Consider the following 26,266-nt stretch of genomic DNA (forward strand, 5'->3'; position numbering starts at 1 on the left):
TCGAAGTGGTGGTCCGGCTTCGCGACCTCGGCAAGCGTTATGGGGAGACCGCGGTCCTCTCCGGGGTCTCGCTGGAGGTGCGGCGCGGGGAGAAGATCGGCGTGATCGGTCCAAACGGCGCCGGCAAAACGACGCTGCTCCGGATCGTCGCAGGGGTGGAGCCGCCCAGCGCGGGGCTCGCTGAACTCGGTCCCGGTGTGCGGGTCGGTTACTTCGCGCAGCACGCCGAGGAGACGCTCGATCTCGAGCAGACGGTGCTCGACGCCGTCTTGGGAGACCGCGCCATGTCGCCGGAGCAGGTCCGGCGCGTCCTCGGCCGGTTTCTGTTCTCGGGCGAGACCGTGTACAAGTGCATCGGCGATCTGAGCGGAGGCGAGCAGCGCCGGGTCGCGCTGGCGCGCCTCGTCCTCGACCGGCCTGATCTGCTGTTGCTCGACGAGCCGACAACGCATTTCGATCTGGCCTCGCTCGAAGCGCTGGAGCAGGCGCTCGGCGCGTTCGAAGGCGCGATACTGCTCGCGTCGCACGACCGCTATCTGCTGGACCATGTGGCGCGGCGCCTCCTGATCGTGGACGCGGGCGGCGTGCGCGGTGTGCCGGGTCCGTATCACGCCTACCGCGAGGCGCTCACCGCCGGGACCGCGACGGCGGGGGCGGGTCCCGCGCCGGCCTCGGGCAAGCCGTCGTCGTCGCCCGCCGCATCGTCGGAGTCACGCCCCGCGGCATCCGGGCAGGACCGGGCGCGCGAAGCGGCCGGAGGTCCCGCGCGAGACAGGGGAGGAGCGCGACGCGGATTCGGCCGCGGCCCTTCCGCGGACGTCGTGGACGTCCACACGATGCTCGAGCAGATCGCGTCGCTCGAAGAGGAACAGAAGCACCTCAGCCGCCTGATGGGCGACCCCGAACTGTATCGGGACGCGGCGCGCGCCCGCGAAACCGTGCGGCGGTACGAGGAGGTCAACACGGAACTCGAATCGCTCTACGCGCGGCTGACCGCCGCTGAAGAGGGCGCCGGTGGATAAGGCTGCGCCGGCGTCGCCCCCTGAGGGGACTAGCCGGCGGGATGCGCCGGCGTCGCGCGACGCGGGCACCTGCTTTGCGTGCGGCCAGGCCAACCCGATCGGCCTTCGCCTGCGGTTCGAGGCGGACGGGGAGGGGATCCGCGCCGAGTTCACGCCCGGTCCGCACTATCAGGGATACGAGGGCGTGCTCCACGGCGGCATCATCGCCGCGGCGCTCGACGACGCGATGGCCAACTTGTTTCATATGCGCGGGCGCGAGACTGTGACCGCGCGGCTCGAGGTCCGGTACCGCCGCGAAGCGCCGATCGGACAACGGTTGATCGTGACCGCGCGGACGACGGGCGAGCGGGGCCGCTTCTTCACCGCGGAGGCGACCCTGGCGCTTCCGGACGGCACGTGTCTCGCCGAGGCGAGCGGGATGCTCGCGCGGGGCGGGTGAGGCGTGGCGGAGAAGAACGGCGACGGGGATCTCCGCGTCATCGCGACGAACCGGCGCGCGCGGCATGAGTACTGGATCGAGGAGACGCACGAGGCCGGGATCGCGCTGACCGGGACGGAAGTGAAATCGCTGCGGGCGGGACACGTGATCCTCGGCGACGCGTTCGCGCGGGTCGACCGCGGCGAGGCGTGGCTGCTGCACCTTCACATCAGCCCTTACGAGCAGGGCAACATCCAGAACCACGATCCGATGCGGACCCGGAAGCTGCTGCTGCACAAGCGGGAGATCATGCGCCTGGGCGCCCGCGTTCAGCAGCGCGGATACACGCTGGTGCCGCTCCGCCTCTACTTTCGCAACGGCGTGGCCAAGGTCGAGTTGGGGCTCGCGCGCGGGCGCCACACGTACGATAAGCGCGAACGGATCGCCGAGCGCGATGCCGAGCGCCGCATCGCCCGCTCACTCGGCGCGCGGGATGCCGGGCGTGGGCCGTCCCGCCGCGAACGCTGATGCCCACGCTGAGCGCGCTGGCGCTATACGTGCCGGTCGCGCTCGTCATGGCGGTGACGCCGGGGCCGGCGACCCTCTTCGTGCTGAGCCGCGCGTCTTCGTACGGACGCGAGGCCGGGCTGCTCTCCGCCGCCGGCCTGCTGACCGGGACGATGGGGCTCATCGCGCTGGCGGCCCTCGGTCTGACCGGCATTTTGGAAGGGGCGCCCTTCGCGTTCGACGTGGTCAAGACCGCCGGAGCCGCGTACCTCGTCTATCTCGGGCTGCGGACGCTCGTCGCGCCGAAGGACCGCGGCGCTCTGGGCGCGGTTCGCGGGCGCGGGGATGTGCCCGTCCGCTCGGGGCCGCTGCTTTTCCGGGACGGGATCGTGACGGAATTGTTCAATCCCAAGGCCGCGCTGTTCTATGCCTCGGTCTTGCCGCAGTTTGTGGACGCGCGCCGGCAGGACGTGCCGCTGCAGATGTTCGCGCTCGGCGTCATCTTCGTCGTCTTCGGCGCCCTGTCGCTGGGTTCTATCGCCTTCTTCGCCGGCACCCTGCAGGCCAAGGTCCGCCGCGGGGGAGCCTGGCGGGGCGTGACGCGGTGGGTGTCCGGCGGCGTGCTCGTGGCACTCGGTCTGCGCCTCGCCGTCAGCCGAGTTAGATAACGCTGAGCCTGAACCTCGCGCCGGTTCCGCCCGGACTTAGGTTGTTCTGCCTGGGGAGTTAGACGTGCGTGATATAATAGTGGTGCCGATCACGGGACGCGCGGGTGTGGGTCCGCGCGCCTACTAGTCTAGGGGGCGAACGGTCTCGACTGAGCTCGCAGAAGCAGGGTTGCGCGCCGAGGTGGTCCGGGTCCTCGTTAAACAACCGGACGGCGCATACACGCCGATACACAGCTCGCACTCGCTGCTTAACTAAGTAGCGACGCTCCCCCCGCAGCGCCGGCGGGCGGGGAGTGGGCGCCACTCAGCCGGCTGCTCCGGGCCTCCTCGCTCCGGGAGGACCGGCTAAGACCTAGAGAGCTAGCGGGATCGGTATCCGGTCTGCGGGAGACCGGTTCCGCGAATTCAAAGCGCAGGCTACGCGCGTAGACGCTCTGCCCTCGCGGCTCTAGGACGCGGGTTCGATTCCCGCCGCCTCCACCATCTCGAGCCTTCGATTTGGCAACGCTCTTTCGCAACGAAGGCTGGACACTTGACGTCACCGTCGGCTGCGGGTAGAGTAACGCCAAGATGAAACCTTGCTCCGAGATCGGGCATTACGAATCGCCGCGAACGGCGCTGCGGCGACTTCGTGTGACTCTTTCTATGCCGCCCGTCCGGACGGAGCGTCCATGCACATAGGCTAGAGAGCAAGACTCGGTACGCGGTCATACCGGCTACGGGTGGTGCAGCCCGTAGCCGGTTTGTTTTTGTTCCGTACGAGTCACACGAGCCGAAGGCGTGGAGGCGGTGAGCATCATGGAAGACTACAACCACCGTGCGATCGAACCCAGGTGGCAGCAACGGTGGCTCGAGGCCCGCCTCTACGCGCCCGATGTGCGACGGGCAACGCGGCCCTTCTACAACCTCATGATGTTCCCGTATCCCTCCGCCGAGGGACTCCATGTCGGGAACGTGTACACGTTCTCCGGCGCCGACGTGTACGGTCGGTTCAAGCGGATGCAGGGATGGGACGTTTTTCAGCCGATCGGCCTGGACGGGTTCGGGATTCACTCTGAAAACTACGCGATCAAAGTCGGCGAACATCCGGCACGCGTCGCCGCACGAACGCGGCGCCGTTTCTACGCGCAACTTCAGGCGACGGGCTGTGGGTTCGCATGGGAGCATCGGCTCGAGACGTACGATCCGGCCTACTATCGCTGGACGCAGTGGCTATTTGTCCAACTGTTCAGGCGCGGTCTGGCCTACCGCGCCGCAGCCCCGGTCAATTGGTGTCAGAGCTGCCGTACGGTGTTAGCCGACGAACAGGTCATCGACGGCATCTGCGAGCGGTGCGGCACCACCGTCGTGGTGCGTCAGCTGGAGCAATGGTTCTTTCGGATTACCGCGTATGCAGATCGGCTGCGCGACAATCTCGAGCAGCTGGATTGGTCGGACAAGATCAAGAACGCGCAGCGACAGTGGATCGGCGAGCGCGGCGCCGGGCTGCACTTACGCGACTGGCTGATCTCGCGGCAACGGTACTGGGGCCCGCCGATTCCGATGGTGTTATGCTCCGTGGACGGCTGGGTCCCGGTGAAGGAAGCAGACCTTCCGGTTCTGTTGCCCGAAGCGGAGCAGTATCAGCCGTCGGCTGATGGCCGCACCCCCCTGGGCCACGACGAAGCTTTCCTTCAGGCCACATGCCCGCTGTGCGGCGCACCGGCGCGTCGCTCGGACGAGGTCTCCGATACCTTCCTGGACTCCGCGTGGTACTTCCTGAGATATCCATCCGCCGATGTCCATGACCGGCCGTGGGATCCTGAGATCACGCGCCGCTGGCTTCCTGTCGATATGTACATCGCGGGCGCGGAGCACGCCGTGCTGCACCTGCTGTACACACGCTTCATCACCATGACGCTGTACGACATGGGCCACCTCGAGTTCGAGGAACCCTTCCGGCGGTTGCGCGCCCACGGCCTGCTTCGCAAGGACGGCGCCAAGATGAGCAAGTCGCGCGGCAACGTGGTTGCACCGGACGACTACATTCGGACGGCCGGCGCCGACGCGCTGCGAACGTACCTCCTGTTTACCGGCCCGTTCGATCAGGGGGGCGACTTTCAGGATAGGGGGCTGCGAGGCATCACGAGGTTTCTCGGCCGCGTATGGCGGCTCACATGGGAGGCGGCCGGCGTAGCGGGCCGGGCGCGGGACTCGACGCTCGCGGGCGCGCTGTCCGATACTGTTCGCAAAGTCACCGCCGACGCGGATGATCTGCGGTTCAACACCGCGATCGCGGCACTGATGAGGTTCGTCAATGTGTGGGACGCGAACCGTGAACGAGCCGCGCGCGACGTGCCGCACGTGTTCCTGAGACTGCTGGCGCCCTTCGCCCCGCACCTGACCGAAGAGTTATGGGTGGCGGCCTTGCGCGAGTCGCCGAGTATTCATGCATCGTCCTGGCCGCAGAGTGACGCCCAGTGCCGCCAGGGCACGACGGCGATCATCGCGATACTCGTCAACGGGAGGGTGCGGGATCACATCGAGGTGCCCTTTGCCGCAACCGAGGAGGACGTGATCGCTCGGGCGCTCCAGCGCCCGGCCGTGCGCCGGCTGGTTGTCGGGGATCCAGCACGGGCAGTATACGTACCGGGGCGCGTGCTCAACATCGTGGCGCGTGCTTGACCTTCGCTTCCCGCAGCACGGCGTGGAACGGAAGTTCTGCCGTAGTTCGAATTCTTTGCGTCCGGGTCCACCATGCAACGAATTCGAACTGCCTTCTGCGGGCGCAGGCATATCCGAGTCCGCGACTTTTCGCCGCTACGGGTCCGCCAATAGCAAACAAGTGTTCGATATGATACGATTAGCTCGGCGCGGGATTCTACAATAAACCTAAGCGGTTGGGTATAATCGTAAATAGTGGTCACAGTTCACGCTCGAGGCGTTGCCTTTCGAGTGTATCCTCAAGACCACGGGCGTCGTCACGTACACGGTCTATATGCGGGGGTCGCAGTTATAGTAAGTCTAAGAGTAGATGGTACCGTCGCTCTCGCGAATCGTAAGGATCGCGTCCGACCTGGCAACGCGAAACGTAGCGACGTACGATGGGTGTTGGAGACCGCGGCAGAGCAGTTCGAAGCCCTTGTTGCTGCGTGGGAGGCTATGCACAAATGACGCGGCACCGCGTCATCACAACGGATGCAGAAGTCGACGCCGCCATCGCGGAAGCGCGTGCGCAACAAGATGATCGGGCGCGTGCGGTTGCGGCGTACTATGATGCGTCGAACGATAGGGTCGTTATTCGTCTCGCTTCAGGTGTTGATGTTGCTATTCCCCGTAGGCACCTGCAAGGTCTTGAGAACGCCACAGACGCCCAGGTCGCCAATATCCAGATTGAAGGGGCAGGATCTGGGCTGCATTGGGCGTCCCTGGACGTGGACCATTACGTTCCTGGGCTCCTGGCAGGTGTGTTTGGAACAAGGCGTTGGATGAGCGAACTTGGACGAAAGGGCGGCTCTGTCAGAAGCGTGGCCAAGACGGCGGCCGCTCGCGCCAACGGCCGCATGGGCGGGCGTCCTCGTCAACACGCCCGTACGGAGACTGGAAAGGGGGAGCGTGTAATGTCTCGCGGACTGGATGAACGTTATAGAGACAAAGACGGTGAGATCCGACGGAAGCAAGGCAACACCAGAGTGAGCACACTACGTCAAGTCTACGGGGAGGATTTTGCGCCCGACTTTCGCAGCGACGCGAAGCTAGAAACGGTCCTCGAGGAGACTGGCTGCGAATCGCTTTCTGAATACTTGAAAACGCGCCCGCACCGGTAACGATGGAACTGAGGTCATGCGCGGGTTAGTAAGGCGTGATTTGTTGAGGGGAACGAGACTCCGCCAGCCGGAGACGAGCCGTCTGCGCGATCGGATCGACCACCGCGCAGTAGCCGTGGCTAGGAAGACCCTTGGTTTCATGTTAGGTCCGGCCGCTGCTTTGATCGCTTCGCTCTTCCGACCCGCGCCATGCCCGCCGAGTCACTGGTGCTCGAAGTCCCAACGGGCTGCCTGCATAAGTGCGGTCAGCATATCATCGTAGGATCGTTGCTCGTCGGCACGGAATCCGAACTCGCGTAGAAGCGAGTGGACCCGCGCGCCTGCCATCCAAACCTCCTCCAGATTGTGTCCTCTGGCTCGCGCAAGGTTACAGGCGTCGAGCGCGACAAGTCGGCTGTCATTATCGGGCAGCCCCCGCACGAACGCGGAGAGATTGCGCAGCGTCGCGACGACCCGATCCAAACTCGCCAGCATCTCATCGCTCTTATCCTCGGCCGTCAGGTCCGAGAGCGTCGGCCGCCTCTCGCGTTACGAGCGTCGTCGCGCTGCGCGGCGACATCTCTAGTCTCGTCTTCGATGGCCTCGGCCACAAGTTCCGCGATCGTCCGCTTCACGCGCGTCACCCCTTCACCGACTGCCTGTCCTGCGTCTGGCAGTTGGGTCGATATCCTAGGAAAACCTAGATCGAATTGCAGCGACTAAGCTGACGGGAGCTTTTTCAGGATAATTCACGATTCCGGCCGCTTGACCTACGGGAGAGAGTGACTGTAATCTTGCGGCATGAGGTACGGTCGTCAGCTCGAGTTGAAGGCCAGATTGGACAAACTGGTACCGCGTGGTCTCCGGGGTAGCATACAAAACCGCTTCCGCGCACTCGTTTCGTTCTACGCCAGCCAGCCACGCTACTCGTTCGAAGATGGTCTGACTCTAGCGCTGGCTTCTATTAGAGAGAGCGATCCCAAATTTGTTCCGCTAATCAAACCTGACAGCTAGAAGTCGCCGTGAGGCAATTCTAGGGCATCGGTTAAATTGCGCGCCTCAAGCCAGGCAACTGCTTTCGCTACAGTCTTCGGGTCCACTTCGAGTCGCCTCGAGATTGTTGAGAAGTTCAGGCGCAGCTGAGACAGCCGAAATGCCTTGGGAGCGATCTATTGGTAGAGCGCCCTCGCGTTCGTGTCTAGCAACACAGAGTTGAGGGATAATTGGGCTGTGGTTCGAATTCTTTGCGTCCGGGTCCACCAGTTCACCTTGCCACGTCAGCCCGCCGGTTTGATGTTCTGGTTCACGCGGAACACGTTGGCCGGGTCGTACAACTTCTTGATCGCGGCGAGGCGCGCATAGTTGCCGCGATAGGTCGCTTTGATCCGGTCCTCGCCCTCGTCCATCATGAAGTTCACGTACGCTCCTCCGGCGGAATACGGGTGCAGCGCGTCCCAGTAATCCTTGGTCCAGTCGATGATGCGGCCGTTGTTGGCGGGATCCGGATCGACGCCCACGATCACCATGGCCCACGTGGCATCGCGATAGCTCCAGGCTGTCTCGTTGGCGCCCACGCGGTGTGCGGCGCCGTCGATGGGGTAGAGGTGCATCGTGGAATGCATGGTAGGCAAGAGCGCGCCGTGCGTTGTATGCTCGGCGATGGCCGCGTCGCTCAATTCGCGGACAAAGTCCGCGCGCCAGTACCATTGCAGCCCGGGCGGATACAAGGCATCGAAGATGGTCTGCAGTGCCGGGTGCGGCATCGGCCCCACCAGTTCCAGCGCCGGCGGTTTGAAGCGGCGCACCGGCGCAAACGTCTGCTCGAAGCGCTCGGCCGGGCCGGTGTAGCACCACACCACACCGCACATCTTTCTCAAGTGTAGGTGCTCCGGGAAGATCGGCGCCGGTGGCACCGTGAGGAAGGCGAAGAACCCGGTCAGGTCGTCGGGGGCGTTCGGGAGGAACCCGCGGTACCACTGCATGACTTCGGCGGCGTCGTCGAGGTCCCAGAGCATGGGACCGGCGCACACGGTGTCGATCGGATGGAGCCGGAACAGAAACGACGTCACGACGCCGAAGTTGCCGCCGCCGCCGCGGATCGCCCAGAACAGGTCGGGCTGCGACTCCGGGCCGGCCGTCACAACGCGGCCGTCCGCCAGCACCACGTCCGCCTCCAGAAGATTGTCGATGGCCAGGCCGCACCGCCGCGTCAGATGGCCGAGCCCCCCGCCGAGGGTCAATCCGCCGACGCCCGTCGTCGAGATGACCCCGCTCGGCGTCGCCGCCCCGAAGGCGTGCGTGGCATGGTCGACGTCCCCCCACGTGCTGCCGCCTCCGACGCGGACAGTGCGGGCCGCCGGGTCGATGCGCGCATAGCGGATCGGCGACAGGTCGATCACCAGGCCCCCGTCGCACACGCCGAGCCCGCCCGCGTTGTGGCCGCCGCACCGCACCGCAATGAGCAGATCGTGCTCGCGCCCAAACCGCAGTGCGGAGGTCACGTCCGCCACGTCCGCGCAGCGGGCGATGAGCGCGGGGCGCCGATCGATCATGGCGTTGTGCACGCGGCGAACCGTGTCATAGGCGGCGTCGCCGGGCAGGATGAGTTGTCCCCGAAACTCCTGTCGTAGCGTCTCTATGCCAGCCTGCATCGCCATGGCGGTCCCCTCCGTCGCCGATTTTGTAGGCTATTTGACCAGCGTGGTCGCTTCGGCGCCGAGCGGGAGCAGGATGCTCACCGCGACGCGGGTCGTGAGGGCGCCGCGGTTGACCACTGCGTGAACGGTGCCGGTCTGCTCGCGGAAACTCTCTCCGGCTTTGACCACCTGTTCCTGGCCCGCCTGCTGAAGGACGAGCTGACCGGTGAGCACGGTGGCCACCACCGGCCCCCCATGGATGTGCTTGGGAATGCCGGTGCCCGGTGCAAAGTCCAGCACCAGATTGATCAGGTCGTAGGGCTTGTCCGCGGCCGTGACCGGAAACGCGGCTTGGGACACGGTGACGGGGCCCGCGGACGTCGCGTTCCCCGCGGCAAGGGGACCGGCCGCCGCTGCGGCCAGCATGCCGATGGCAAGCACCCAACCGATGTTCCGCCGAGCGGATCGCATTTCTCAACACCTCCCGTGTGGTCGCGCTCGAGCGCGCGTGGCGTCGAACCCGTGTTGGGTCCGATCGGGGACACCATACGGGGAGAGGCGTTCGCGAAGCGTTCGCCGCGGCGTTCGCGGCGAGGATTGCCGCGGGGGGCCGGCGTCAGGAGGCGGGCTCGGGCGCGACGGCTAGGGGATAGGCGCGGTCTGCGAAAGTGCTGCGCGGGCGTCCCGGAGGTCGGGCGTCTCGAACCCCTCGGTGAACCAGCCGAAAACAGGGGCGAGCAGCGCTCGGGCTTCGTCATGCCGCCCCCCGGCCGCCCACCGGCGGGCGAGGCTCAGGGCTGCGCGCAGCTCGAGCGACTTCGCGGCCTGGGACTGGGCCACGTCCAGCGCCTTGAGAAACAGGGGCTCCGCCGCCTCCGGGCTCCCAAACTCGCCTTTCAGACGATAGAGCTCCGCGGTCCACCACACATCGCCGTTGTGGGCCGCGGTCGCAAGCGCCGCATCCACGACGGCCTCAGCCTGCGCCCGCCGCCCCGCTCGGGCGTGGACCTCGGCGAGCAAGGCGAGGAAGTAGGGCCGGCGCGTCTCGGCATGAATCGCCCGCAGACGGTCGAGCGCGGCCTCGATCTCGCCGACAAGTGCGCCGGCCGGCTCGGTGCCGGACCGCGCCCAGGCGCGGAGAATATCGCACCACTCCGCATAGTAGACGAAGCTGTACTTTCGGCAAAGCTCGTGGACCTCTTCGGCGTGCGCGAGGCTTCGCTCCGTTTCCCCGCGCAGCTGGAACAGCACGGCGGCATACGCACGCACCAATACCTGGCTATACGGATGGCCGAGATCGTCGGCAATCGCCACCGCCCGAAGGCAGCGCTCCGCGGCGAGATCGGGGTAGCCCAGCAGCCACAGCGTGTGCGACTCCCACGCCAACAGGAACACGCCCAGGTTGGAACCGAAAGGCGTCGGCCGCGGGTGGGCGAAGTCGTAAAGCGCGATCGCCTGCTCAAAGTAATCGCGCGCCTGCGCGAGCGCTCCGGCGCTCGCGAGGCCGCCGGCAAGTAGATGCAGGCTGTCGATCAGGAACCGGCCGTCCTTCTGCGCCAGCCGGTAAAACGTTGTCGCGAGGGTATGCTGCTCGCGAATGTTCCCTCGGACGAATTGCATGCCGCACAATCCCCAGAGACAGCGCATCACGGCTTCGGTGTCACCGAGCCGCTCGCCCAACGCGCGGACGCGCTCCAGCGCGGCCTCGATCTCCGGCGTCGCGTATCCGGACACGGCGTTGAGGGGAGCTGTCAGCGCGAGCTGCAGCGAGAGTTCGCGCCGGTCGCGCTGTGCGCTCTCCGGCAGCCGGTGGAGCAGGGCGAGCGCCTTCCGGAAGTGCTGGATGGCCCCCTCGCTTGCGGAGAGTCGCGTGTCTTCCCGCGCGGCGCGCTCGTAGAACTGGATCGCCCGGGCTGGCACACCGGCCTGCTCGTATTGTGAGGCAATCTGGGCGCTGGCGGCGTCGAGCTCGGTAGCATACAGTAGTTCGAGGGCCTGGGCGATCCGCCGATGCAGGAGCCGGCGCTTGGGCAGGGCGACCTCGGCGTACGCGACGTCGCGAATCCGGTCGTGGCTGAAGTCGTACGCGTCGGCGGCCTGCTCGCGAAGTATGCGACGCCGCCACAACTCATCGAGCGCGCGGATAAGCTCGGGCTCCTCGAGATCGCTGGCTTCGCGGATCACATCCAGGCGAAACTCGCGGCCGATCGCGGCCGCAAGGCCGGCCAGATCTCGGGCCGGAGGGGACAGCTGCGCGAGGCGCGCGGCGATGACCGCCTGGACCCTGGGCGGCAGCGTGGCCGGCCGCGTCCGGTCGTCCGCGCCGTCGCGAAACGGCAGGCCGGCACGGATGAACTCGACGAGAAAGAGCGGATGACCCTGGGTGCGGCGGAAGACGTCGGCAAGGGTCGGCGCGTCCAGCCGTCGCTCGGCCGTCTGCTGGGCGAGGGCCGTCGCCTCCGCCTCGCCCAGAGAGGCCAGCTCGATCTCCTCGCACTGGCCGGACTGGCGCAGCGCCAGCAACACTTCGGACAGCGTCGGATTGTCCGCCTGTTCTTCCGTACGCACCGTGCCGAGGAGCAGGAGTGGCGCGGTGGGGTCGAACCGGAGCAGGAAGCGGAGCCACTCGAGGCTGTCCCGATCGCACCACTGCAGGTCGTCGAGAAACAGCACCAGCGGCGTTGTCGCAAGCGCGCCGCGGGCGAGCGCCTCGAAGAGGCGCCGGCGCTCCCAGCCCTCGGGTGGCGCTCCGGAGGGCGCGAGGCCGGGGCGGTCCGCCGCCAGTTCGGGCAGCAGTCGCGCGATCTCGGCCCGCCAGACCTCTTCCAGCGCGACAAGCCCGGCCTTGAGCGCCGGTGCGCGCAGCCACTCCGCGATCGGGCTGTACGCGAGCCGTCCCTCCGCCGCGTACGAGCGGCTGCGGACCGCGGGGATACGCTGGGCTGCGCACCACGAGAGAAACTCTTCGGCCAGCCGTGTCTTTCCTATCCCCGCCTCCCCGTAGATCACGCAGCAGACGGACTCGCCGGCGGCCGCGCGCCGCCAAGCGCCGAGGAGATGCCGCCACTCCTTTTCCCGGCCCACGAGTGTCGAGGCCGCCCCCGGTGCAGGACCCGGGGCCCCGGATGTCTCGAGCTCCAAGAGGCGCCGGTAGGCGTCCTGCGTCGCGGCGTCGGGGTGCACGCCCAGGCCGCGCTGCAGAGTGGTGGCACACACGTGGTAGAGTTGTACGGCCGCGGCTCGGTCGCCGTTCAGCGCGAGGAGTCGCATCAGCCGGCGGTAGGTCGCCTCGTGCAGCGGGTCGAGCTGCAGAAGTCTGCGGGCGTGCCGCGCCGCATCCGCGTAGGCCCGCCGGGCCTCCAGCAGCTCGGCAAGATCTTCGAGCGCGCGCACGCACCGCTGCCGCAGCCGCTCCCGTTCCTCGAGTACCCAATCGTCGTAGCTGTCCGGGAGCAGATCGCCCGGATACAGGGCCACCGCCTCCTCGAGCGCCTCGCGCACCGGCGGCTGACCGTCCGGGTACGCGCGGCCGATGGCCTCCTCGAGCAGGCGCACGTCCACCGCACAGGGGGCGTCCGGCCGCCATCGCAGCATTCTCTCGGAGACATCAAGGCAGGCGTCCGACTCCGGCAGGGCGCGGCGGAGGTGATGGAGCTCGCGGCGCAGGTTGGTGAGCGCCTGGGCTTCGTCGGAGTCCGGCCAGAAGAGGAACGCGAGCCGTTGGCGCGGCTGCGGCTGATCACGACGCAGGACGAGATACGCCAGCAAGGCTTGCTGCCGCGCCGTCCGGATCCCGGTCACTTGATGTCCGTCGCGGGTCACGCGGAATCCGCCCAGTAGATCCACGCGAAGACCGGAGCCGGCCATACGAACCTCCCCGTGCCCGCACGGCGCGATTCTGCCTTATTCGCGCAATCGCGCCGCATTCCCCGGCCGCGACGGGCCGCTCCTCGTACGACGAGAAACCGATCGCTTGAGGCGAGGTTCTGTCGTGTTCGTTATGTGTACCTCAAAGCATGCTTGGGCGGCGGTTCGAATTCTTTAGCCCCGCGCTGGGCGCTCAGGGCTAATCGGCCGAAGATTATGCCGAAGCCAATCTTGGCCATCCTGAGTCATCAGGACGCTTGCAACTTGTATACAAGTGTACTACAGTACAGATCAACGTGGTGGCTGTGTCGGACTTTTCACGCTACGAGACTGCGCGCAGCCGAGGCGCGCGCCTCTATGGGCATCTGTACGCCGATATCCTAAGCGGCCGGCTGCGGCCGGGGGAGGCGCTGTCGGAAACGCGCCTCGCCGAACAGCACGGCATCAGCCGGACGCCGGTCCGCGAGGTGCTCCAGCGGCTCGTCAAAGAAGGCCTGCTTCGTGTCGTTCCGCAGATCGGGACATTCGTCGCGCCGATCAACCTCTCATCGGTCAACGGCAGCCAGTTCATTCGCGAGGCTCTTGAGTGCCGCGCCGTGCGCCTCGCCGCCGAGCGGGCGACGCGGGCGCAGATCGCCGAACTGCGCCGGCAGATCGTCAAGCAAAGGCAGGCGATCAAGTCCGAAGATCACCTAACGTTCTTTCAGCTCGACGAAGTGATGCACCGCGCAATTTTGGATATTGCAGGCCAGCCGCTGGTGTGGAGCCTGATCGCTTCGGTGAAAGCGCAACTCGACCGCGTGCGACATCTTTCCCTGGAAGATCGTGAATGGCTGACCATGATCTTCCGCCAGCACCGCGAGATCATCGGATGCATCGCACGGCATGATCCGGTCGGTGCCGATCACGCCATGCAGGATCATCTTCGCACGGTATTCGGCGCGATCTCGCGCATCGCGCAGCGGCACCCGGAGTTCTTTGAACACGAGCCGCCGCTCGCGCTCAAGCAAGACTTCGCCTGAACGAGCGATCGCGATGGAACAGACGTGGCGTTGGTTTGGTCCGGAGGATTCGGTCGCGCTCTCGGAGATTCGTCAAACCGGTGCGGTCGGAATCGTCACGGCGTTGCACCAGATTCCTTACGGCGTCGTCTGGAGCCGTGACGAGATCGCCGAGCGCAAGGATGCGATCGAAGCGGACAAGGCGGTTGGCTTGCGTTGGAGCGTCGTCGAAAGCCTGCCGGTCGCCGAGGCGATCAAGCAGGGCGAAGGCGACCTGACGGCGATGTTCGACAACTACCGGGCTTCGTTGCGCAATCTCGCGGCGCTGGGCGTCAAGACCGTCTGCTACAACTTCATGCCGGTGCTCGACTGGACGCGTACGCAGCTGGCCGCGCCGTGGCCTGGCGGCGGAACTACTTTGCGTTTCGATGCGCACGAATACGCGGCTTTTGACTGTTTCATCCTTCAGCGTACGGGCGCCGAGGCGGAGCAGTCGCCGGAGGTTCTCGCCGGCGCCCGCGCCTGGATACGAACCGCGTCGGAAAGCGATAAGGACACGTTGCTCGCCACCATCATGGCGGGGCTCCCGGGTGCCCATGAGCGTTACGATGTGCCGGGCCTGCGCCGCATGCTCGATCGCTATGCGGACATCGACCATGAAGGCCTGCGCCAGAATCTCGCTCGGTTCTTGCGTGAGGTGGTGCCGGCCGCCGAAGAGGCCGGCGTCCGCCTTTGTATTCATCCCGACGATCCGCCGCGCCCAGTGTTCGGCCTGCCGCGCATTGCCTCGACGCGGGACGATCTTGATTTCATCGTGAAGGCGGTAGACAGCGCGGCAAACGGCATCACGCTGTGTACCGGATCGCTGGGCTCCCGTCCCGGTAACGACCTGCCGGCAATCGCGCGGCGGTTCGCGCACCGCATCTATTTTGTGCATCTTCGCAATGTCACGAAGGAGCCGGACGGCTCGTTCGTCGAGGCCGATCATCTCGGCGGTGATGTCGATATTGTCGCGGTTGTGCGGGCCTTGCTGCATGAGCAGGCGCGCCGCAAGAGTGCGGGCGACCCGCAATGGCGCATTCCGATGCGGTCGGATCACGGGCACGAACTGCTGGATGACGCAGAGCGCAAGACGCATCCGGGCTATCCGCTGATTGGCCGCATGCGCGGTCTGGCGGAATTGCGCGGCGTCATGACCGCAATCGCATCGACGGAGAGGTTGCCGCTATGACGCCGCCGGCGTCCGCTTGCATCGCTCACGACCCTCGGCGTTCGGGGGACGCTCCACAAACGGAGGGAGAAGCGTCATGAGGAAAGGACTGACGGGAATGCTCGCAATCGCCGCCTTGCTGGCGGCGGCATTATCAGCGACGGCGCAGGACGTGCCCGCGCCCGGCAGGAGCCCCCGGATCGATGCGATCAAGAAGGCCGGTGTGCTGCGCGTCGGCGTGCTGGCCAACGCGCCGTGGCTGGTCGAGAATACGACGGGCGCCGGCGCGCATTGGTCCGGCCCCGCGTGGGACCTGGCGAAAGAATATGCCAAACGCCTCGGCGTGAAGCTCGACCCGGTGCTGGTGTCGCACGAAACGAAGATCCCTGTTCTGGCGTCAAATCAGGTCGACATCTCGATCACGCCGCTGGCCGAAACGCCGGAACGGACCCGGGTGGTTGACTTCATTCTCTACTCCAACACCAGCGTCTGCATGTTTGGTCGCGCGGACAATCCGAAGTTCACCAAAGCCAAGACGGTGGACGATCTCAATTCGCCGGACATTACCATTGCGTATTTCATCGGTGGCGCCGAGGAAGCCTGGGTGAAACAGCGTTTCCCGAAAGCGAAATACCTGGGTGTCGCCAATTCGGGGGCGACCGCGCCGCTGGAAGAGATCATGGCGAAGCGGGCCGATGCCGCGCCGATCAACCGCATTCCCTATGTGCCGATGAGCCGCAAGGTGAAGGGCTTGGCGGTGTTGCCGAAGGAGAACAATTGCCAGAACAGCACCGAAAAGGCCCAGCCGGTCGGGGTCGCCATCGATAAGAACCAGCCGGCATTCCTCGCGTGGGCACGCGCGGTGGAGAAGGCGATCCATCCTCAGCTCGCGGCGTCCGAGCAGAGGGTGATCGACACCATGAAGTAGTGCGGCTTCACTACTCGCACGACAGGCGGCGCGGTCCGGCAATGACGGGCCGCGTCGCCGGCCTTCGCAGTGAGGTGGGGTTCCCACGGCCATAAACCTCGATTTCACCCCGGTCTTGGACAGCGCCGGGTTCCTGCTCGGCGGGTTGGAGCTGACGCTCGCGCTCTCGCTCCTGACGATGCTGAGCAGCCTGATTCTCGGCGGCGCGATCGGCCTGGCGCGCTGCTACGGGCCGGCGTGGCTGCGCTGGCCTCTGGTGTTCTACATCGACTCGATGCGTTCGGTGCCGGTATTCGTGGTGCTGGTCTGGACGTATTTCGCGCTGCCGCTGCTCACGGGCGTAATCCTGCCGCCGTTCTGGGCGGCGCTCGCCGCGTTGACGGCGCACGTCGCCGCCTACGTGGCCGAGATCGTCCGCGCCGGCGTCACGTCCATCCGCCCCGGCCAGTCGCGCGCCGCTTTCGCGCTCGGCATGTCGCGGTCGCAGGCGGTTCGCACCATCATCCTGCCGCAGGCGGTGGTGCGCATGCTGCCGGCGTTCGGCTCGATCCTGTCGATCACCATCAAGGATACGGCAATCGCCGCCGTGATCGCCGTGCCTGAGTATATGAACAAGTCGCAGACCGTCGCCGGGCAAAGCTTTCACCCGATCGAGGTTTTTCTGGTGGCGATGGCAGTCTATTTCATCATCCTGTTTCCCGTCACCCGCGTCGTCGACATGATCTACGCGCGGGTCGCGTATCTTGGCCGGTCATGAATTTCGATTGGTCCGTCGTGTGGCACAACGCCGGCGCTTTGGTGGAAGGCACCAAGCTCACCGTTTTGCTCGCGGTGACAACGATGGCGATCGCCATTCCCGGCGGCATCCTGCTCGCGGTGATGCGGCTGTCTCGCGTGCGCGTTCTGGCGGTCGCCAGTGCGAGTTTCACGGAGCTGTTCCGCAATCTGCCGCTGATCCTCGTGATCTACACGGCCTATTACGTGATGCCGGTCGCGACCGGCCTCAGCCTATCGCCGGTTGTCACCGGCATCATCGCGCTGAGCCTGAACGTTGCTGCCTATAATGGCGAGACGTTCCGCGCCGGCATCGCCTCGATTCGCATGGGCCAGAGCGAAGCGGCCTATGCTCTCGGCATGACACGCTGGCAGACGATGCGCGATGTCGTGTTGCCGCAGGCGGTGCGCCGGGTGCTCCCGGTCCTGGCGAGCACCTGGGTATCGCTGTTCAAGGACACGTCTCTGGTATCCGTCATTTCCGTGGCTGAGCTCGCCTACACTTCGATGCGCGTACGCTCGCAGACGTTCCGCGTGCTCGAAATGCTGACGGCGATGGCGGCGATATATTGGATGCTGGGTTATCCGCAGGCCAAGCTCGTCGACTGGATCAACCGCCGCTACTCGGTCAAGGAATGAGTGCTGGCATGGATACCGCCGACCCCACGACGTTGCGGAAAGGAAGCAGCCAGGCGCCGGTCTTGGTTTATCGCAACGTCGTCAAGCGGTTCGCCGGCTTCGTGGCGTTGGCGGGCGTATCGGCAGAGGTGCGCAAGGGCGAGGTGGTGTGCTTGATCGGGCCGTCTGGCTCCGGCAAATCGACGCTGCTTCGCTGCACCAACGGGCTCGAACTGATCGACGACGGCGAGATCATGTTCGACGGCGAACTCCTGCCGCGCGACTGGGAAGGCATGCGGCGCGTGCGGCAGCGCATGGGTATGGTGTTCCAGAATTTCGAGCTGTTCCCCCACAAGACCGCGCTGGGCAACGTGACCATCGGGCCGACGACCGTGTTGGGGCTGTCGCGGGAGGCCGCCGAGAAGCGCGCGCGCGCTTTGCTCGAAAAAGTCGGGCTCGCGGATAAGGCCGCAAGCTATCCTTCTCAGCTATCGGGCGGAGAGCAGCAGCGCGTTGCCATCGCCAGGGCCCTGGACATGGAGCCGGAGGTAATGCTGTTCGATGAGCCGACCTCGGCGCTCGACCCCGAGACGATCGGCGAGGTGCTCAACGTGATGACTCAGCTTGCCCGGGAGGGCATGACCATGATCGTGGTAACGCACGAGATGACGTTCGCGCGTCTGGTCGGCGATTGGATCGTCGTCATGGACCGCGGGGCCATCATCGAGCAGGGACCGCCGAAGCAGATTTTCGAGGCGCCCACGGTCGAGCGCACGCGCGACTTCCTCAGCCATCTCGGCTGGTCGGGCTGAGGCGTCAGCGAAGAGAACCCATCCTCCGCCTATCTCCTGGCGCGCTCCAAAATCACAACGGGGATTTCGCGCTTGGTCTTTCGCTCGTACTCGGCGAAGTTTGGGTAGCCCTGTTTCTGCGCACTCCAGATCCGCGACCGCTCCTCGCCTCGCGCGACTCTCGCCGTAACGTCGAACGTCTCGTTGCCAAGTTCAACCGTCGCGCGCGGGTTCGCCATAAGGTTGTGGTACCAATCGGGATTCGTCGGCGCGCCGCCCTTGCTGGCGAACACGGCGACCTGTTGGTGTCCGAGATTCAGATACATCAGCGGGTTCGTGCGTGGCTTGCCCGACTTGGCGCCGACAGAATGAAGGATGAGCAGCGGTGCGCCCGCAAACGGTCCGCCGACTTTGCCGCCGTTGCCGCGAAACTCCTCAATGATCGCTTTGTTCCAGTCCTGGGCCATGGCGGCCTCCCGAAAAAGGCGTACCCCCCACCGAGCACTCCGGTTCCCTGTCCTGCGAAACGCCCACGGTCGTCAAGACGCTTCCCTCCGCCGGGCTCATCAAATGGCCGAAGCCTATCCTCGGTCAACCCGTCACTTCGACCTCGACCACCTGCAGGGTAAAGGGCTGCACTCTCACGATGACCGATTTCTCCGCGAGGTCCGGCGGCCGAGCAACGAGGCTCCCGCCGGCGATGAATCGTGCGTGCTCAGCCAAGGCAAACGACCGGCCGTCGCTGAGGACCAAAGTTCGGTCGGTCGCCGACGCGACGCGTCCCCTTTCTTCGCGCACCAGCACCTCTCCGTGCCGGATCGTCCCGCGAGGGCGCGGTCCCCCGCCGACTTCCACGACGAGGCTCACCGCGTCGCCGGAGAAGACTTGCCGGAGCTGGATCGGCTCGATGCGGTTTGTGTTGAGATCGCGACGAAAGAACGCGGTGTCGGGAGCGACGGTGAACGTCCGGGTCTGGTTTCCATACCAGGTGATGACGATATCCGGCGAACGGGCGGCGAGGTCCACTCGCACTACGGTTCCCTCTGCGGGCCCTGTCTTGGGCGGCACCGGCACCGCCGCCGGCGGCGAGGACGGCGGGGCCGGTCCGGGCGTGATCGACACGATGTGAAGCTCAGGATCCCATGCGACCGCCGCCCTTAACGCTTCGCCGACGAACCGCAGGGGCACGTAGACGCGGCCTGCGACGATGATTGGTGCCGCGTCCAAGGTGACGGGCGAATCATTGATGAACGCCTGGCGGCTGCCGGCCATGAGCCTGACCTGCGTGCCCCCGCCTGCCGGTACGTTGCGAGAGACGATGACGGCATGTGTTGACGGATCTTCCCAGGCCAGCGTGGCTCCGAGTTGTTCAAATAGTCCTCGCACGGGCACAAACACGCGGCCGTCGACGATCAGAGGGGGACGCTCGAGTGTGACCTCGTGTCCGCCAATCACCACACGAAGCCCCGAATCCGCAGGAGCCGGGAGCGCCGCGCTCAAGACAATCGCCAGCGCGGGGAGCGAAGCCACAAGGCTTCTACTCACGTGGTTCGTACCCGCGCCTCCCGGCCCCACGCGTCTGCCCGGGGCGTCAGCTATGGCGTCGTCACCTGCCATTTATAGTTCGGCGTCAGCACCTGAAGGTTGTACCTCGAGTTGTTCGTAAAGCACCACCCGGTCGACCACGCATACGAGTTCGACGAGTTGGCGTACGTCCAGGTTCCCCCCATCAGCGCCTGAATTTGGTCCGCGACGATCGGTGGGAGGGAGGGGCAAGCATTCGCCTGCTGCATATCGTTTTCGTGGACCGACCAGCCGCCGGAAGTGTCCGGCAGCTGAGTTGTGCTGACCTCGTACGCGAGATCCCACTGGCTGGTGTTGAAGTTGTAGATCATCGCATCATAGGTGACGGATGTCGCGCCGTCCGGGACGGCGGTCTGCACGAGCTCGACCCAAAAGACGTTGGCGCCGTTATAGTACGTCAGATAATTGCTCATGAACGTCGAATCCATCGGAATGGACGTGCCGATACCCTGGGCCATGCAGTGGTCCCAGACCCAGACCGCGCGCGCGGTTTGGGTGTCGCCGGGATACCGTGTGTAGGCCGTGGTCCATTCCAGGCACGAGTTGGCGTTCATGCCGGTCGGCGCGTAAAGAAAGGCCGGCGTCTGCACCGGCCCGAGTTCGAGGTCCGGGGAGGCCGCGTGCGCCGCGTAATATCCCACCGCCGTGCCCAGCGCCGTGTCCATGCCGAGATCGGTACCAGCGTCGCCGTCGCCAAGCGCCGGCCGAGGCGGTGTGCCCCGCTTGGGAAACCGGCGTTTCGGTGGACTTGCGAAGTGCGGCCGCTTCATCAGCAATCGATGCGCGGTCTTTCGATATTGCGCCTGATTTGTGACCGGCCTGGGTGGACTGGTAATGGTTCGCGCCGCGCGAGGCGCCCCCGCCACTTCGGAAATCGGGCCTACCGCTCCAAGCATCGTCAGACTCAGGGTGAGACTCAGGAGAACCCTAATCGGCCATCTCATCAACGCAATCACCGTCCCATTTGCCCCCTTAATTATGGTTTTGCCCAGCGTCCGTGGGGTCCACAGCCCCCGTTCTGGGCGGGCCGCCGACGCCCGGCGGCGAGTGCCATGTCCATGGGAGGAGCCCAGGCGCCAAAATGGTCAAGCTTGTGCCTTCGCCGACAGCGCGGTCAAATCCGTACGGCATGGTGATCAGCTCGAAGGGCATTCCCTATTTTGCGGAGTTCGGCTCGAACAAGATCGCCAGCATCGATCCGAAGACCCTGGAAATTCACGAGTACGCGCTGCCGCATGAAGACAGCCGGCCGCGGCGCGTGGCGATCACTACGGACAACGTGATCTATTACACCGATTACTCGCGTGGATATCTGGGCCCGTTCGATACGAAGACGGGCGCGATAACGGAATGGCCATCGCCGGGCGGGCCAAAGTCGCAACCCTACGGAATCACGATCGTGAACGGAGTCGTATGGTACAGTGAATCGAACACGAAGCCGAACACGATCGTTCGGTTCGATCCTGGGACGGAGAAATTCCAAACGTGGGCCATTCCCTCCGGGGGAGGAGTGGTGCGGAACATGGTACATGCGTTGTGGATTGCGTGCAGCGGCATGAACCGCATCGGGCGAGTGGAAATCAAATAGATCCCGCTCGCCGCGCCAAACTTGCCGTTGAACTTCAAATGAAGTTACGTTGACACGCGAGGATGGCGTGTGTACAGTAGCGGCACACGCAGGTACGAGTCGGTCCAGAGTTGCTCGACACATCATGATAGAGCGGCGGATACGCGCCGCCGTTGGTCGGTCGACAAAGGCAAACCCGCGGTAACTCGGGGGCGCAAAGCCACGGGACCCTTCGTAGGGTCAGCCGGGCCGCCAAAACCGGCAGCAGTGGAACGGTTTGCGGGGGCAGCCGGGTTGCCGAAGCCGGACGACCATCGTCGTTCGGCCTTATTATTTCCGGGTTGAAAGATACCGGACTCGTCCAAGTAGAGACACGCACGGCGATCAATCCGCACCGGGGGGGAGCGGGCATGGCTTCGGCGCCCATCACGGGGGCCCCAAACGGTGTTGCGCGGCGTGGGGCATCGTTGGCGCGCCTCACGGCGGCCCGCGCATGACGTGACGCGATACAGCGTGATCGACCGGGACTACGCGCCCACGACGTCGTTCCCTTGGCGCCTGCTTGGGCTGCCGGGCCGGATCGGTCCCGACCCGGCCGGTCCGCGCGAGCCCCGCTGGATCAGCATTATTCGCATCCTCTTCCTCGTCACGCTGATCCCGGCCTCATGGCTCGGCATCATCCACGTGGAGGAGCCGGCGGTCGCCGTCATCATCGTGCTGTTGGGCGGCTACGTGATCGTACTTACGCTGGGGCTGCGGTGGCTGCCGCCGGTTCAGCGAGCCGACCTCGCCGTCGTCCTGGATATCCTGGTGGTCACCATCATCGTGGTCATCTCCGGCGGACTCGGCAGTCCGTTCTTGTATCTGTATTACTTGGCCATCGTCGAAGCCGCGGCCCAACTCACGCTGCGCGATGCGCTGGCGGCCGCGGTGGTCACCGCGGGCACGATGCTGCTGTTGTGGGTTCAGGCTGGGCACGCGCAAGTGTTGAGCGCCCCCGGCTTTCGCCTGGGGGCGCTCATCGCGGGCGGGTTCTTTCTCGCGCTTCTCTTTGGGACCCACATTCAAGAGTTGCGCAGCGCGACGGCGCTCGCCCTCGCGTACGAGTACGCGATCGAAGGGTGGGCCCGCGCCCTCGACCTCCGCGACAGGGAGACGGTGGGCCACAGCCGGCGTGTCACGGAGACGACGCTGCGGCTGGCCCGGGCGCTCTGCGTGCCCCGGAAGGACCTCGCCTATATCCGCGCGGGGGCGCTGCTGCACGACATCGGCAAGATGGCCGTGCCGGACCGCATCCTCCAGAAGCCGGGCTCCCTCACACCGGACGAGTGGGAGGTCATGCACCATCATCCGGTGTGCGCCAACGAGTTTCTCTCCGCGGTGCCGTATCTGCAGCCGGCGACGGACATTCCGTACTGCCACCACGAGAAGTGGGACGGCAGCGGTTATCCGCGGGGGCTCAAGGGCGACCAGATCCCGCTGGCCGCGCGCATCTTCGCGGTCGCCGACGTGTGGGACGCGCTTCGCTCCGATCGGCCGTACCGGCCGGCGTGGACGGAGGGGGCAAGCCGCGCGTACATCCAGGAGCAGGCCGGTACGCACTTTGACCCTCAAGTCGTGGAGATCTTCCTGACGATCGAACCCTGCGCCCCACGCCGTCCGGCGGGAGGTCCGTCGTGATACGCTACAGCGTTCTCCGCCGCGCAAAACGCGGAATGCCGGAAGGAGGCGACGTGCCTCGTCTATCCGCCTCCGGCGGCCCGGACAAGACCGTCGCCTTCCTCGCTAATTTCGCCAGGAAGTTCACCGCGATCCTCAGCCTCGAGGCCTTGCTCCAATACGCGCTCCGGGCCCTGCGTGACGACGTCGGATTCGAGGCCTGCTCCGTCGCCCTGATCGACGACAACGGTGAGGGCGCGTTTGTCATTCGGGCCGCCTCGGGGCTGTGCGCACGCAGCCGCGGGCTCGCGATCCCTCGCGGGAAGGGTGTTCACGGCGCGGTGGCCCGCGCCCGCCAACCTCTGCTCGTGTCCGACATGGCCGCCGATGCGCGGGTGTACTGGCGGGACATGGGGGCGGGTTCCGGCATCTATGCGCCGCTCATGGCCCGCGGCCGTGTGACCGGCATCCTGAGCGCGGTGCGCCGCCAACCGGCGGCCTTCGATGAAACGGACCTGGACGTGCTCGTCGCCGTGGCGGGCTATCTGGCGGCGGCGCTGGAAGCGGCCCAGCTTCACGAGCGGCTTCGGGAGCAGGCGACGACGGACGGTCTGACGGGGCTCGCGAACCACCGGGCCCTCCGTCGGGCCCTGGAACGGGAACTGGCACGGTCTCGCCGGTCCGGGCAGCCGGTATCGGTCGTGTTCGTCGAAATCGACGGGTTCAAGAAAATCAACGACGAATTCGGGCATCTCCACGGCGATCAGATACTGCGGGCGGTCGCCACGGTGCTGCGGGGTTCATGCCGGGAGACGGACTTGGCCGGCCGCTTCGGCGGAGACGAGTTCGTGCTCTTGCTTTCACAAACCGAAGCGGAGCACGCGGTGCGGGTCGCGGAGCGGGTGCGGCGGCGTCTGGCCGAAATCGAGATTCAGCGTCCACGCGTGACGGCGAGTTTCGGCATCGCGACGTGTCTCAACCACGGAGTCTCCGCCGACGCCCTGTTGGAGGCTGCCGATCGCGCCATGTACCAGGCCAAGCGGGCCGGGGGCGACCGCGTACGCGTCACGTGAGACGGACACGATGTGGAACCGCGGCGCGTCCGGTTGTTCAGGCTAGCGCAGAATCAGGTGCCCCGTCACCGCGAGAATAAGGCCGGCCATCAGCAGAAAGACAAGGAACATCGCGTCACCCTCCTTGATTGGATAGTCTCCTGATTTTTCGAAGCTACCGCCCGGAATTCCTCGAACAAAGACGGCCGCCGTCCGCCGGTTCGCGCGGCCTGACGGCTAGTCCGGCCTGCCGTGGCCGGAGGCGACGCGGAGCACGCCCCGGCAGATATCGCGAAACGCCTCGTCGAAGCTGACGCCCTTGATGCCCCATGCGTAGCCGGCGCCCCGCCGGCGCCACCGCCAGGTCCCGACCCAGCCCGGGAGCGACTCGTTGAACTCGAGCGTGCCTGTGACCAGCGCTTCGTCCGCGGCCCCCGTCGTCTGAGGGGCCGGGAAGCGGCCGGGGCGGAGGCCCCACGCCGAGAACTGGGCTTGGGTCGGGAAGCGCACGCGCAGATCGAAGTCGCGGGCCATGTCGGCGAACGAGGCGCGCTGCGCGGCCCCGTCCGGACCGTCGGCGCTCAGCAGGTAGGACGCGGTGCCGATGCGCACCGCGAGCACCGGGACCACCACCGGGCGCGGTCCGCGCCAGGGCTGCTGCCCGAGATCCGCGACCATGTGGTCGACCCGCGCGGGGATGAACTTGACCGTGAGGTTGTAGGGACGATCGCGGGTGCCCTGCTCGTCGTGTACCGGTCTCCCGGCCATCCGATCCACGTAGGAATACGAGGCGACCAGCGCGTCCGCGCGCGCGGCCAACGCCGAGACGCGCGGGTCGTCATGCAGCCGGGGCTCGCCCGTGACGTTCACGAGCACCTTGCGCAGCGCCTGCGCGAAGCCGATCGGCCGGCTGCGCGCGTCGGTGCCCGTGACGATGACCGTCGCCTGATAGAGATCGTCCGCCGGCTGTGCGCCGCCGGGTGATCCGGTCGCGGCGGCGGCCGCGATTAGGACCGCGATCAGGGTCGCTCTCATCGCCTCGAGATGCCTCTGACCACCGTTTTTTTTGCCTCTAACCACCGTTTCGTAATCGGAGGTTACGGGACCTTTAGGGAGACGAGCCGCAGGAACGTCCGCTCCTCGGCGGCGATAAACCGCTGCTCTTCGGCGAAGCGGAAATTCGCGGCGGCATCCGGATCCGTCCGCAGCCGCGCGCGATAGGCTTCGTACGCCGCGAGGCTCTCAAAGGAGATCAGGCCGTACGCGACGTCGTTTGTGCCTTCGTGCGGCAGCCAGTACCCGACGACCTCGCCGCCGCACGTGGGGATGATCGTCAGCCAGCGACGTGCATACGTCTCGAACGCCTCCCGCTTGAACGGATCGAGCCGGTACCGGATGAACACCGTGATCGTCATATTGCGCCTCCCGTGAGGGGGTGTCGAGGCGAATTCTACAGGCGAGACGTTACGTGGTATCGTGAAATGTGATGGCCGACGACTCCGAGCGTCTCGAGTTTCCCGCCGCCGGCGGGGCGGTGTCCGCGTTGTGGACGCCCGCGGCGCGGGCGATCGCCGTGGCGGCCATCGCGCACGGGGCGGGAGCCGGTATGACCCATCCGTTTATGATGGGCGCCGCGGCCGGCCTTGCCGGCGGCGGCGTCTCCGTCCTGCGATTCAACTTTCTCTACATGGAGGCTCGCCGGCGCGTGCCGGACCGGACGCCTGTATTGCTCGACGCGTGGCGCGCGGCGACCCGGGAACTCGCGCGCCGCGGCGCCGGGCTTCCGATAGTCATGGGCGGGAAGTCCATGGGCGGCCGCATGGCGTCCATGCTGGCCGCGGAGGAGGGTACGGAGTTCCCGGGGGCGGCGCTGGTGTTCTTCGGATACCCGCTGCACCCGGCGGGGGCGACCGACCGGCTTCGGGATGCGCACCTCGCGGAGATCCGAGTGCCGATGCTGTTCATCCAGGGTACGCGGGACGCGCTCGCGCACGCCGACCTGATCGAGGGTGTGGTCCGGCGCCTCGAACCGCTGGCCCGGCTGCATGTGGTGCCGGACGGGGACCACTCGTTTCACGTGCGGGGGACAAAGCGTCCGGACCGCGACATCGGATACGACCTGGGTCGGCTCGCCGCGAGCTACGTCGGTGAGATCGCCCGGAGCCGGCGGGTATGATCG

The 26,266-nt window shown here is 66.1% G+C and carries 25 protein-coding genes, 1 other RNA gene and 1 riboswitch; of the genes, 17 read left to right on the forward strand and 9 right to left on the reverse strand.

Annotated elements, in window-relative coordinates; genetic code table 11:
- From VKT83_01135 to VKT83_01165, 7 genes are all read left to right on the forward strand, one after another.
- Positions 1-1,022 (forward strand): ATP-binding cassette domain-containing protein (locus VKT83_01135; protein ID HLY21050.1); only part of this gene is annotated, 1,022 nt, incomplete at its 5' end.
- Positions 1,015-1,461: a PaaI family thioesterase gene (locus tag VKT83_01140; protein ID HLY21051.1), complete on the forward strand. Its 447-nt coding sequence runs from the start codon at positions 1,015-1,017 to the stop codon at positions 1,459-1,461. The genes VKT83_01135 and VKT83_01140, both read left to right, overlap by 8 nt.
- 3 nt (positions 1,462-1,464) lie before the next feature.
- Positions 1,465-1,968 (forward strand): SsrA-binding protein SmpB, encoded by a 504-nt coding sequence (gene smpB / locus VKT83_01145; GenBank protein ID HLY21052.1) that lies wholly within the window; start codon positions 1,465-1,467, stop codon positions 1,966-1,968.
- Positions 1,968-2,615: a LysE family translocator gene (locus VKT83_01150; protein HLY21053.1), complete on the forward strand. Its 648-nt coding sequence runs from the start codon at positions 1,968-1,970 to the stop codon at positions 2,613-2,615. Before smpB ends, VKT83_01150 begins: the two co-directional genes overlap by 1 nt.
- Positions 2,616-2,746: 131 nt before the next feature.
- Positions 2,747-3,098: a transfer-messenger RNA gene (gene ssrA, locus VKT83_01155) on the forward strand.
- Between the two features lie 315 nt (positions 3,099-3,413).
- Complete coding sequence (locus VKT83_01160) at positions 3,414-5,279, forward strand: class I tRNA ligase family protein (GenBank protein HLY21054.1); 1,866 nt, start codon at positions 3,414-3,416, stop codon at positions 5,277-5,279.
- 485 nt (positions 5,280-5,764) lie between these two features.
- Positions 5,765-6,421, forward strand: coding sequence for a DUF2442 domain-containing protein (locus VKT83_01165; protein ID HLY21055.1), 657 nt, complete (start codon positions 5,765-5,767; stop codon positions 6,419-6,421).
- Positions 6,422-6,622: 201 nt separating this feature from the next.
- Here VKT83_01165 and VKT83_01170 read toward each other — a convergent pair whose 3' ends face one another.
- The 4 genes from VKT83_01170 to VKT83_01185 all read right to left on the reverse strand — a co-directional run bounded on the left by VKT83_01170 (position 6,623) and on the right by VKT83_01185 (position 12,903).
- A complete protein-coding gene (locus VKT83_01170; GenBank protein HLY21056.1) occupies positions 6,623-6,895 on the reverse strand; it encodes a hypothetical protein in 273 nt (90 codons plus the stop codon).
- Between the two features lie 782 nt (positions 6,896-7,677).
- Entirely contained in the window at positions 7,678-9,057 is a 1,380-nt protein-coding gene (locus VKT83_01175; protein ID HLY21057.1) for an FAD-binding oxidoreductase, read from the reverse strand.
- Positions 9,058-9,087: 30 nt separating this feature from the next.
- Positions 9,088-9,507, reverse strand: a complete 420-nt coding sequence (locus VKT83_01180; protein HLY21058.1) for a cupin domain-containing protein — start codon at positions 9,505-9,507, stop codon at positions 9,088-9,090.
- A 171-nt stretch (positions 9,508-9,678) separates the two neighbouring features.
- The gene (locus tag VKT83_01185) at positions 9,679-12,903 is read right to left on the reverse strand and encodes an AAA family ATPase (protein HLY21059.1); all 3,225 of its coding nucleotides are present in this window, start codon (positions 12,901-12,903) and stop codon (positions 9,679-9,681) included.
- A gap of 296 nt (positions 12,904-13,199) precedes the next feature.
- Here VKT83_01185 and VKT83_01190 point away from each other — a divergent pair, with 296 nt between their 5' ends.
- From VKT83_01190 to VKT83_01215, 6 genes are all read left to right on the forward strand, one after another.
- Positions 13,200-13,925 (forward strand): GntR family transcriptional regulator, encoded by a 726-nt coding sequence (locus VKT83_01190; GenBank protein HLY21060.1) that lies wholly within the window; start codon positions 13,200-13,202, stop codon positions 13,923-13,925.
- 13 nt (positions 13,926-13,938) lie between these two features.
- Complete coding sequence (gene uxuA, locus VKT83_01195; GenBank protein HLY21061.1) at positions 13,939-15,135, forward strand: mannonate dehydratase; 1,197 nt, start codon at positions 13,939-13,941, stop codon at positions 15,133-15,135.
- 76 nt (positions 15,136-15,211) lie between these two features.
- On the forward strand, positions 15,212-16,042 hold the full coding sequence (locus VKT83_01200) for a transporter substrate-binding domain-containing protein (GenBank protein HLY21062.1): 831 nt from the start codon (positions 15,212-15,214) through the stop codon (positions 16,040-16,042).
- A 115-nt stretch (positions 16,043-16,157) separates the two neighbouring features.
- A complete protein-coding gene (locus VKT83_01205; protein HLY21063.1) occupies positions 16,158-16,799 on the forward strand; it encodes an amino acid ABC transporter permease in 642 nt (213 codons plus the stop codon).
- Positions 16,796-17,455 (forward strand): amino acid ABC transporter permease, encoded by a 660-nt coding sequence (locus VKT83_01210; protein ID HLY21064.1) that lies wholly within the window; start codon positions 16,796-16,798, stop codon positions 17,453-17,455. Before VKT83_01205 ends, VKT83_01210 begins: the two co-directional genes overlap by 4 nt.
- A gap of 8 nt (positions 17,456-17,463) precedes the next feature.
- Positions 17,464-18,246, forward strand: coding sequence for an amino acid ABC transporter ATP-binding protein (locus tag VKT83_01215; GenBank protein ID HLY21065.1), 783 nt, complete (start codon positions 17,464-17,466; stop codon positions 18,244-18,246).
- 29 nt (positions 18,247-18,275) lie between these two features.
- On the opposite strand, the gene VKT83_01220 is transcribed toward VKT83_01215, so the two are convergent.
- From VKT83_01220 to VKT83_01230, 3 genes are all read right to left on the reverse strand, one after another.
- Positions 18,276-18,692 carry a nitroreductase family deazaflavin-dependent oxidoreductase gene (locus VKT83_01220; GenBank protein ID HLY21066.1) on the reverse strand — a complete coding sequence of 139 codons (417 nt, stop codon included), beginning with the start codon at positions 18,690-18,692 and terminating at the stop codon, positions 18,276-18,278.
- Between the two features lie 124 nt (positions 18,693-18,816).
- Complete coding sequence (locus VKT83_01225) at positions 18,817-19,755, reverse strand: copper amine oxidase N-terminal domain-containing protein (GenBank protein ID HLY21067.1); 939 nt, start codon at positions 19,753-19,755, stop codon at positions 18,817-18,819.
- Positions 19,756-19,820: 65 nt separating this feature from the next.
- On the reverse strand, positions 19,821-20,474 hold the full coding sequence (locus VKT83_01230) for a hypothetical protein (protein HLY21068.1): 654 nt from the start codon (positions 20,472-20,474) through the stop codon (positions 19,821-19,823).
- A gap of 416 nt (positions 20,475-20,890) precedes the next feature.
- Between VKT83_01230 and VKT83_01235 the strand changes: the two genes are divergently transcribed.
- The 3 genes from VKT83_01235 to VKT83_01245 all read left to right on the forward strand — a co-directional run bounded on the left by VKT83_01235 (position 20,891) and on the right by VKT83_01245 (position 24,108).
- Positions 20,891-21,397 (forward strand): hypothetical protein, encoded by a 507-nt coding sequence (locus VKT83_01235; protein HLY21069.1) that lies wholly within the window; start codon positions 20,891-20,893, stop codon positions 21,395-21,397.
- Between the two features lie 158 nt (positions 21,398-21,555).
- Positions 21,556-21,633: riboswitch (cyclic di-GMP riboswitch) on the forward strand.
- A 241-nt stretch (positions 21,634-21,874) separates the two neighbouring features.
- Positions 21,875-23,056: an HD-GYP domain-containing protein gene (locus VKT83_01240; GenBank protein HLY21070.1), complete on the forward strand. Its 1,182-nt coding sequence runs from the start codon at positions 21,875-21,877 to the stop codon at positions 23,054-23,056.
- 53 nt (positions 23,057-23,109) lie between these two features.
- The gene (locus VKT83_01245; GenBank protein ID HLY21071.1) at positions 23,110-24,108 is read left to right on the forward strand and encodes a sensor domain-containing diguanylate cyclase; all 999 of its coding nucleotides are present in this window, start codon (positions 23,110-23,112) and stop codon (positions 24,106-24,108) included.
- Positions 24,109-24,324: 216 nt separating this feature from the next.
- Here the strand turns inward: VKT83_01245 and VKT83_01250 are convergent, their stop codons facing one another.
- Positions 24,325-25,122 (reverse strand): DUF2066 domain-containing protein, encoded by a 798-nt coding sequence (locus tag VKT83_01250; GenBank protein ID HLY21072.1) that lies wholly within the window; start codon positions 25,120-25,122, stop codon positions 24,325-24,327.
- A gap of 62 nt (positions 25,123-25,184) precedes the next feature.
- Positions 25,185-25,502, reverse strand: a complete 318-nt coding sequence (locus VKT83_01255; GenBank protein ID HLY21073.1) for an NIPSNAP family protein — start codon at positions 25,500-25,502, stop codon at positions 25,185-25,187.
- A 71-nt stretch (positions 25,503-25,573) separates the two neighbouring features.
- On the opposite strand from VKT83_01255, the gene VKT83_01260 reads away from it, so the two are divergent.
- Positions 25,574-26,263 (forward strand): alpha/beta family hydrolase, encoded by a 690-nt coding sequence (locus VKT83_01260; protein ID HLY21074.1) that lies wholly within the window; start codon positions 25,574-25,576, stop codon positions 26,261-26,263.
- The last annotated feature ends 3 nt before the right edge of the window (positions 26,264-26,266 follow it).

Source organism: bacterium (assembly GCA_035308905.1).
Taxonomy (GTDB): Bacteria; Sysuimicrobiota; Sysuimicrobiia; order Sysuimicrobiales; family Segetimicrobiaceae; genus DASSJF01.

Bases quoted from the DNA above. Each gene is read 5' to 3' on its own strand.
- VKT83_01250 (HLY21072.1), bottom strand. From the start codon at position 25,122: ATGAGAGCGACCCTGATCGCGGTCCTAATCGCGGCCGCCGCCGCGACC.
- VKT83_01210 (HLY21064.1), top strand. From the start codon at position 16,796: ATGAATTTCGATTGGTCCGTCGTGTGGCACAACGCCGGCGCTTTGGTG.
- VKT83_01160 (HLY21054.1), top strand. From the start codon at position 3,414: ATGGAAGACTACAACCACCGTGCGATCGAACCCAGGTGGCAGCAACGG.
- VKT83_01150 (HLY21053.1), top strand. From the start codon at position 1,968: ATGCCCACGCTGAGCGCGCTGGCGCTATACGTGCCGGTCGCGCTCGTC.
- VKT83_01220 (HLY21066.1), bottom strand. From the start codon at position 18,692: ATGGCCCAGGACTGGAACAAAGCGATCATTGAGGAGTTTCGCGGCAAC.
- VKT83_01180 (HLY21058.1), bottom strand. From the start codon at position 9,507: ATGCGATCCGCTCGGCGGAACATCGGTTGGGTGCTTGCCATCGGCATG.
- VKT83_01230 (HLY21068.1), bottom strand. From the start codon at position 20,474: ATGGACACGGCGCTGGGCACGGCGGTGGGATATTACGCGGCGCACGCG.
- VKT83_01185 (HLY21059.1), bottom strand. From the start codon at position 12,903: ATGGCCGGCTCCGGTCTTCGCGTGGATCTACTGGGCGGATTCCGCGTG.
- uxuA (HLY21061.1), top strand. From the start codon at position 13,939: ATGGAACAGACGTGGCGTTGGTTTGGTCCGGAGGATTCGGTCGCGCTC.
- VKT83_01170 (HLY21056.1), bottom strand. From the start codon at position 6,895: ATGCTGGCGAGTTTGGATCGGGTCGTCGCGACGCTGCGCAATCTCTCC.
- VKT83_01215 (HLY21065.1), top strand. From the start codon at position 17,464: ATGGATACCGCCGACCCCACGACGTTGCGGAAAGGAAGCAGCCAGGCG.
- VKT83_01165 (HLY21055.1), top strand. From the start codon at position 5,765: ATGACGCGGCACCGCGTCATCACAACGGATGCAGAAGTCGACGCCGCC.
- VKT83_01260 (HLY21074.1), top strand. From the start codon at position 25,574: ATGGCCGACGACTCCGAGCGTCTCGAGTTTCCCGCCGCCGGCGGGGCG.
- VKT83_01255 (HLY21073.1), bottom strand. From the start codon at position 25,502: ATGACGATCACGGTGTTCATCCGGTACCGGCTCGATCCGTTCAAGCGG.
- VKT83_01235 (HLY21069.1), top strand. From the start codon at position 20,891: ATGGTCAAGCTTGTGCCTTCGCCGACAGCGCGGTCAAATCCGTACGGC.
- VKT83_01175 (HLY21057.1), bottom strand. From the start codon at position 9,057: ATGGCGATGCAGGCTGGCATAGAGACGCTACGACAGGAGTTTCGGGGA.
- VKT83_01200 (HLY21062.1), top strand. From the start codon at position 15,212: ATGAGGAAAGGACTGACGGGAATGCTCGCAATCGCCGCCTTGCTGGCG.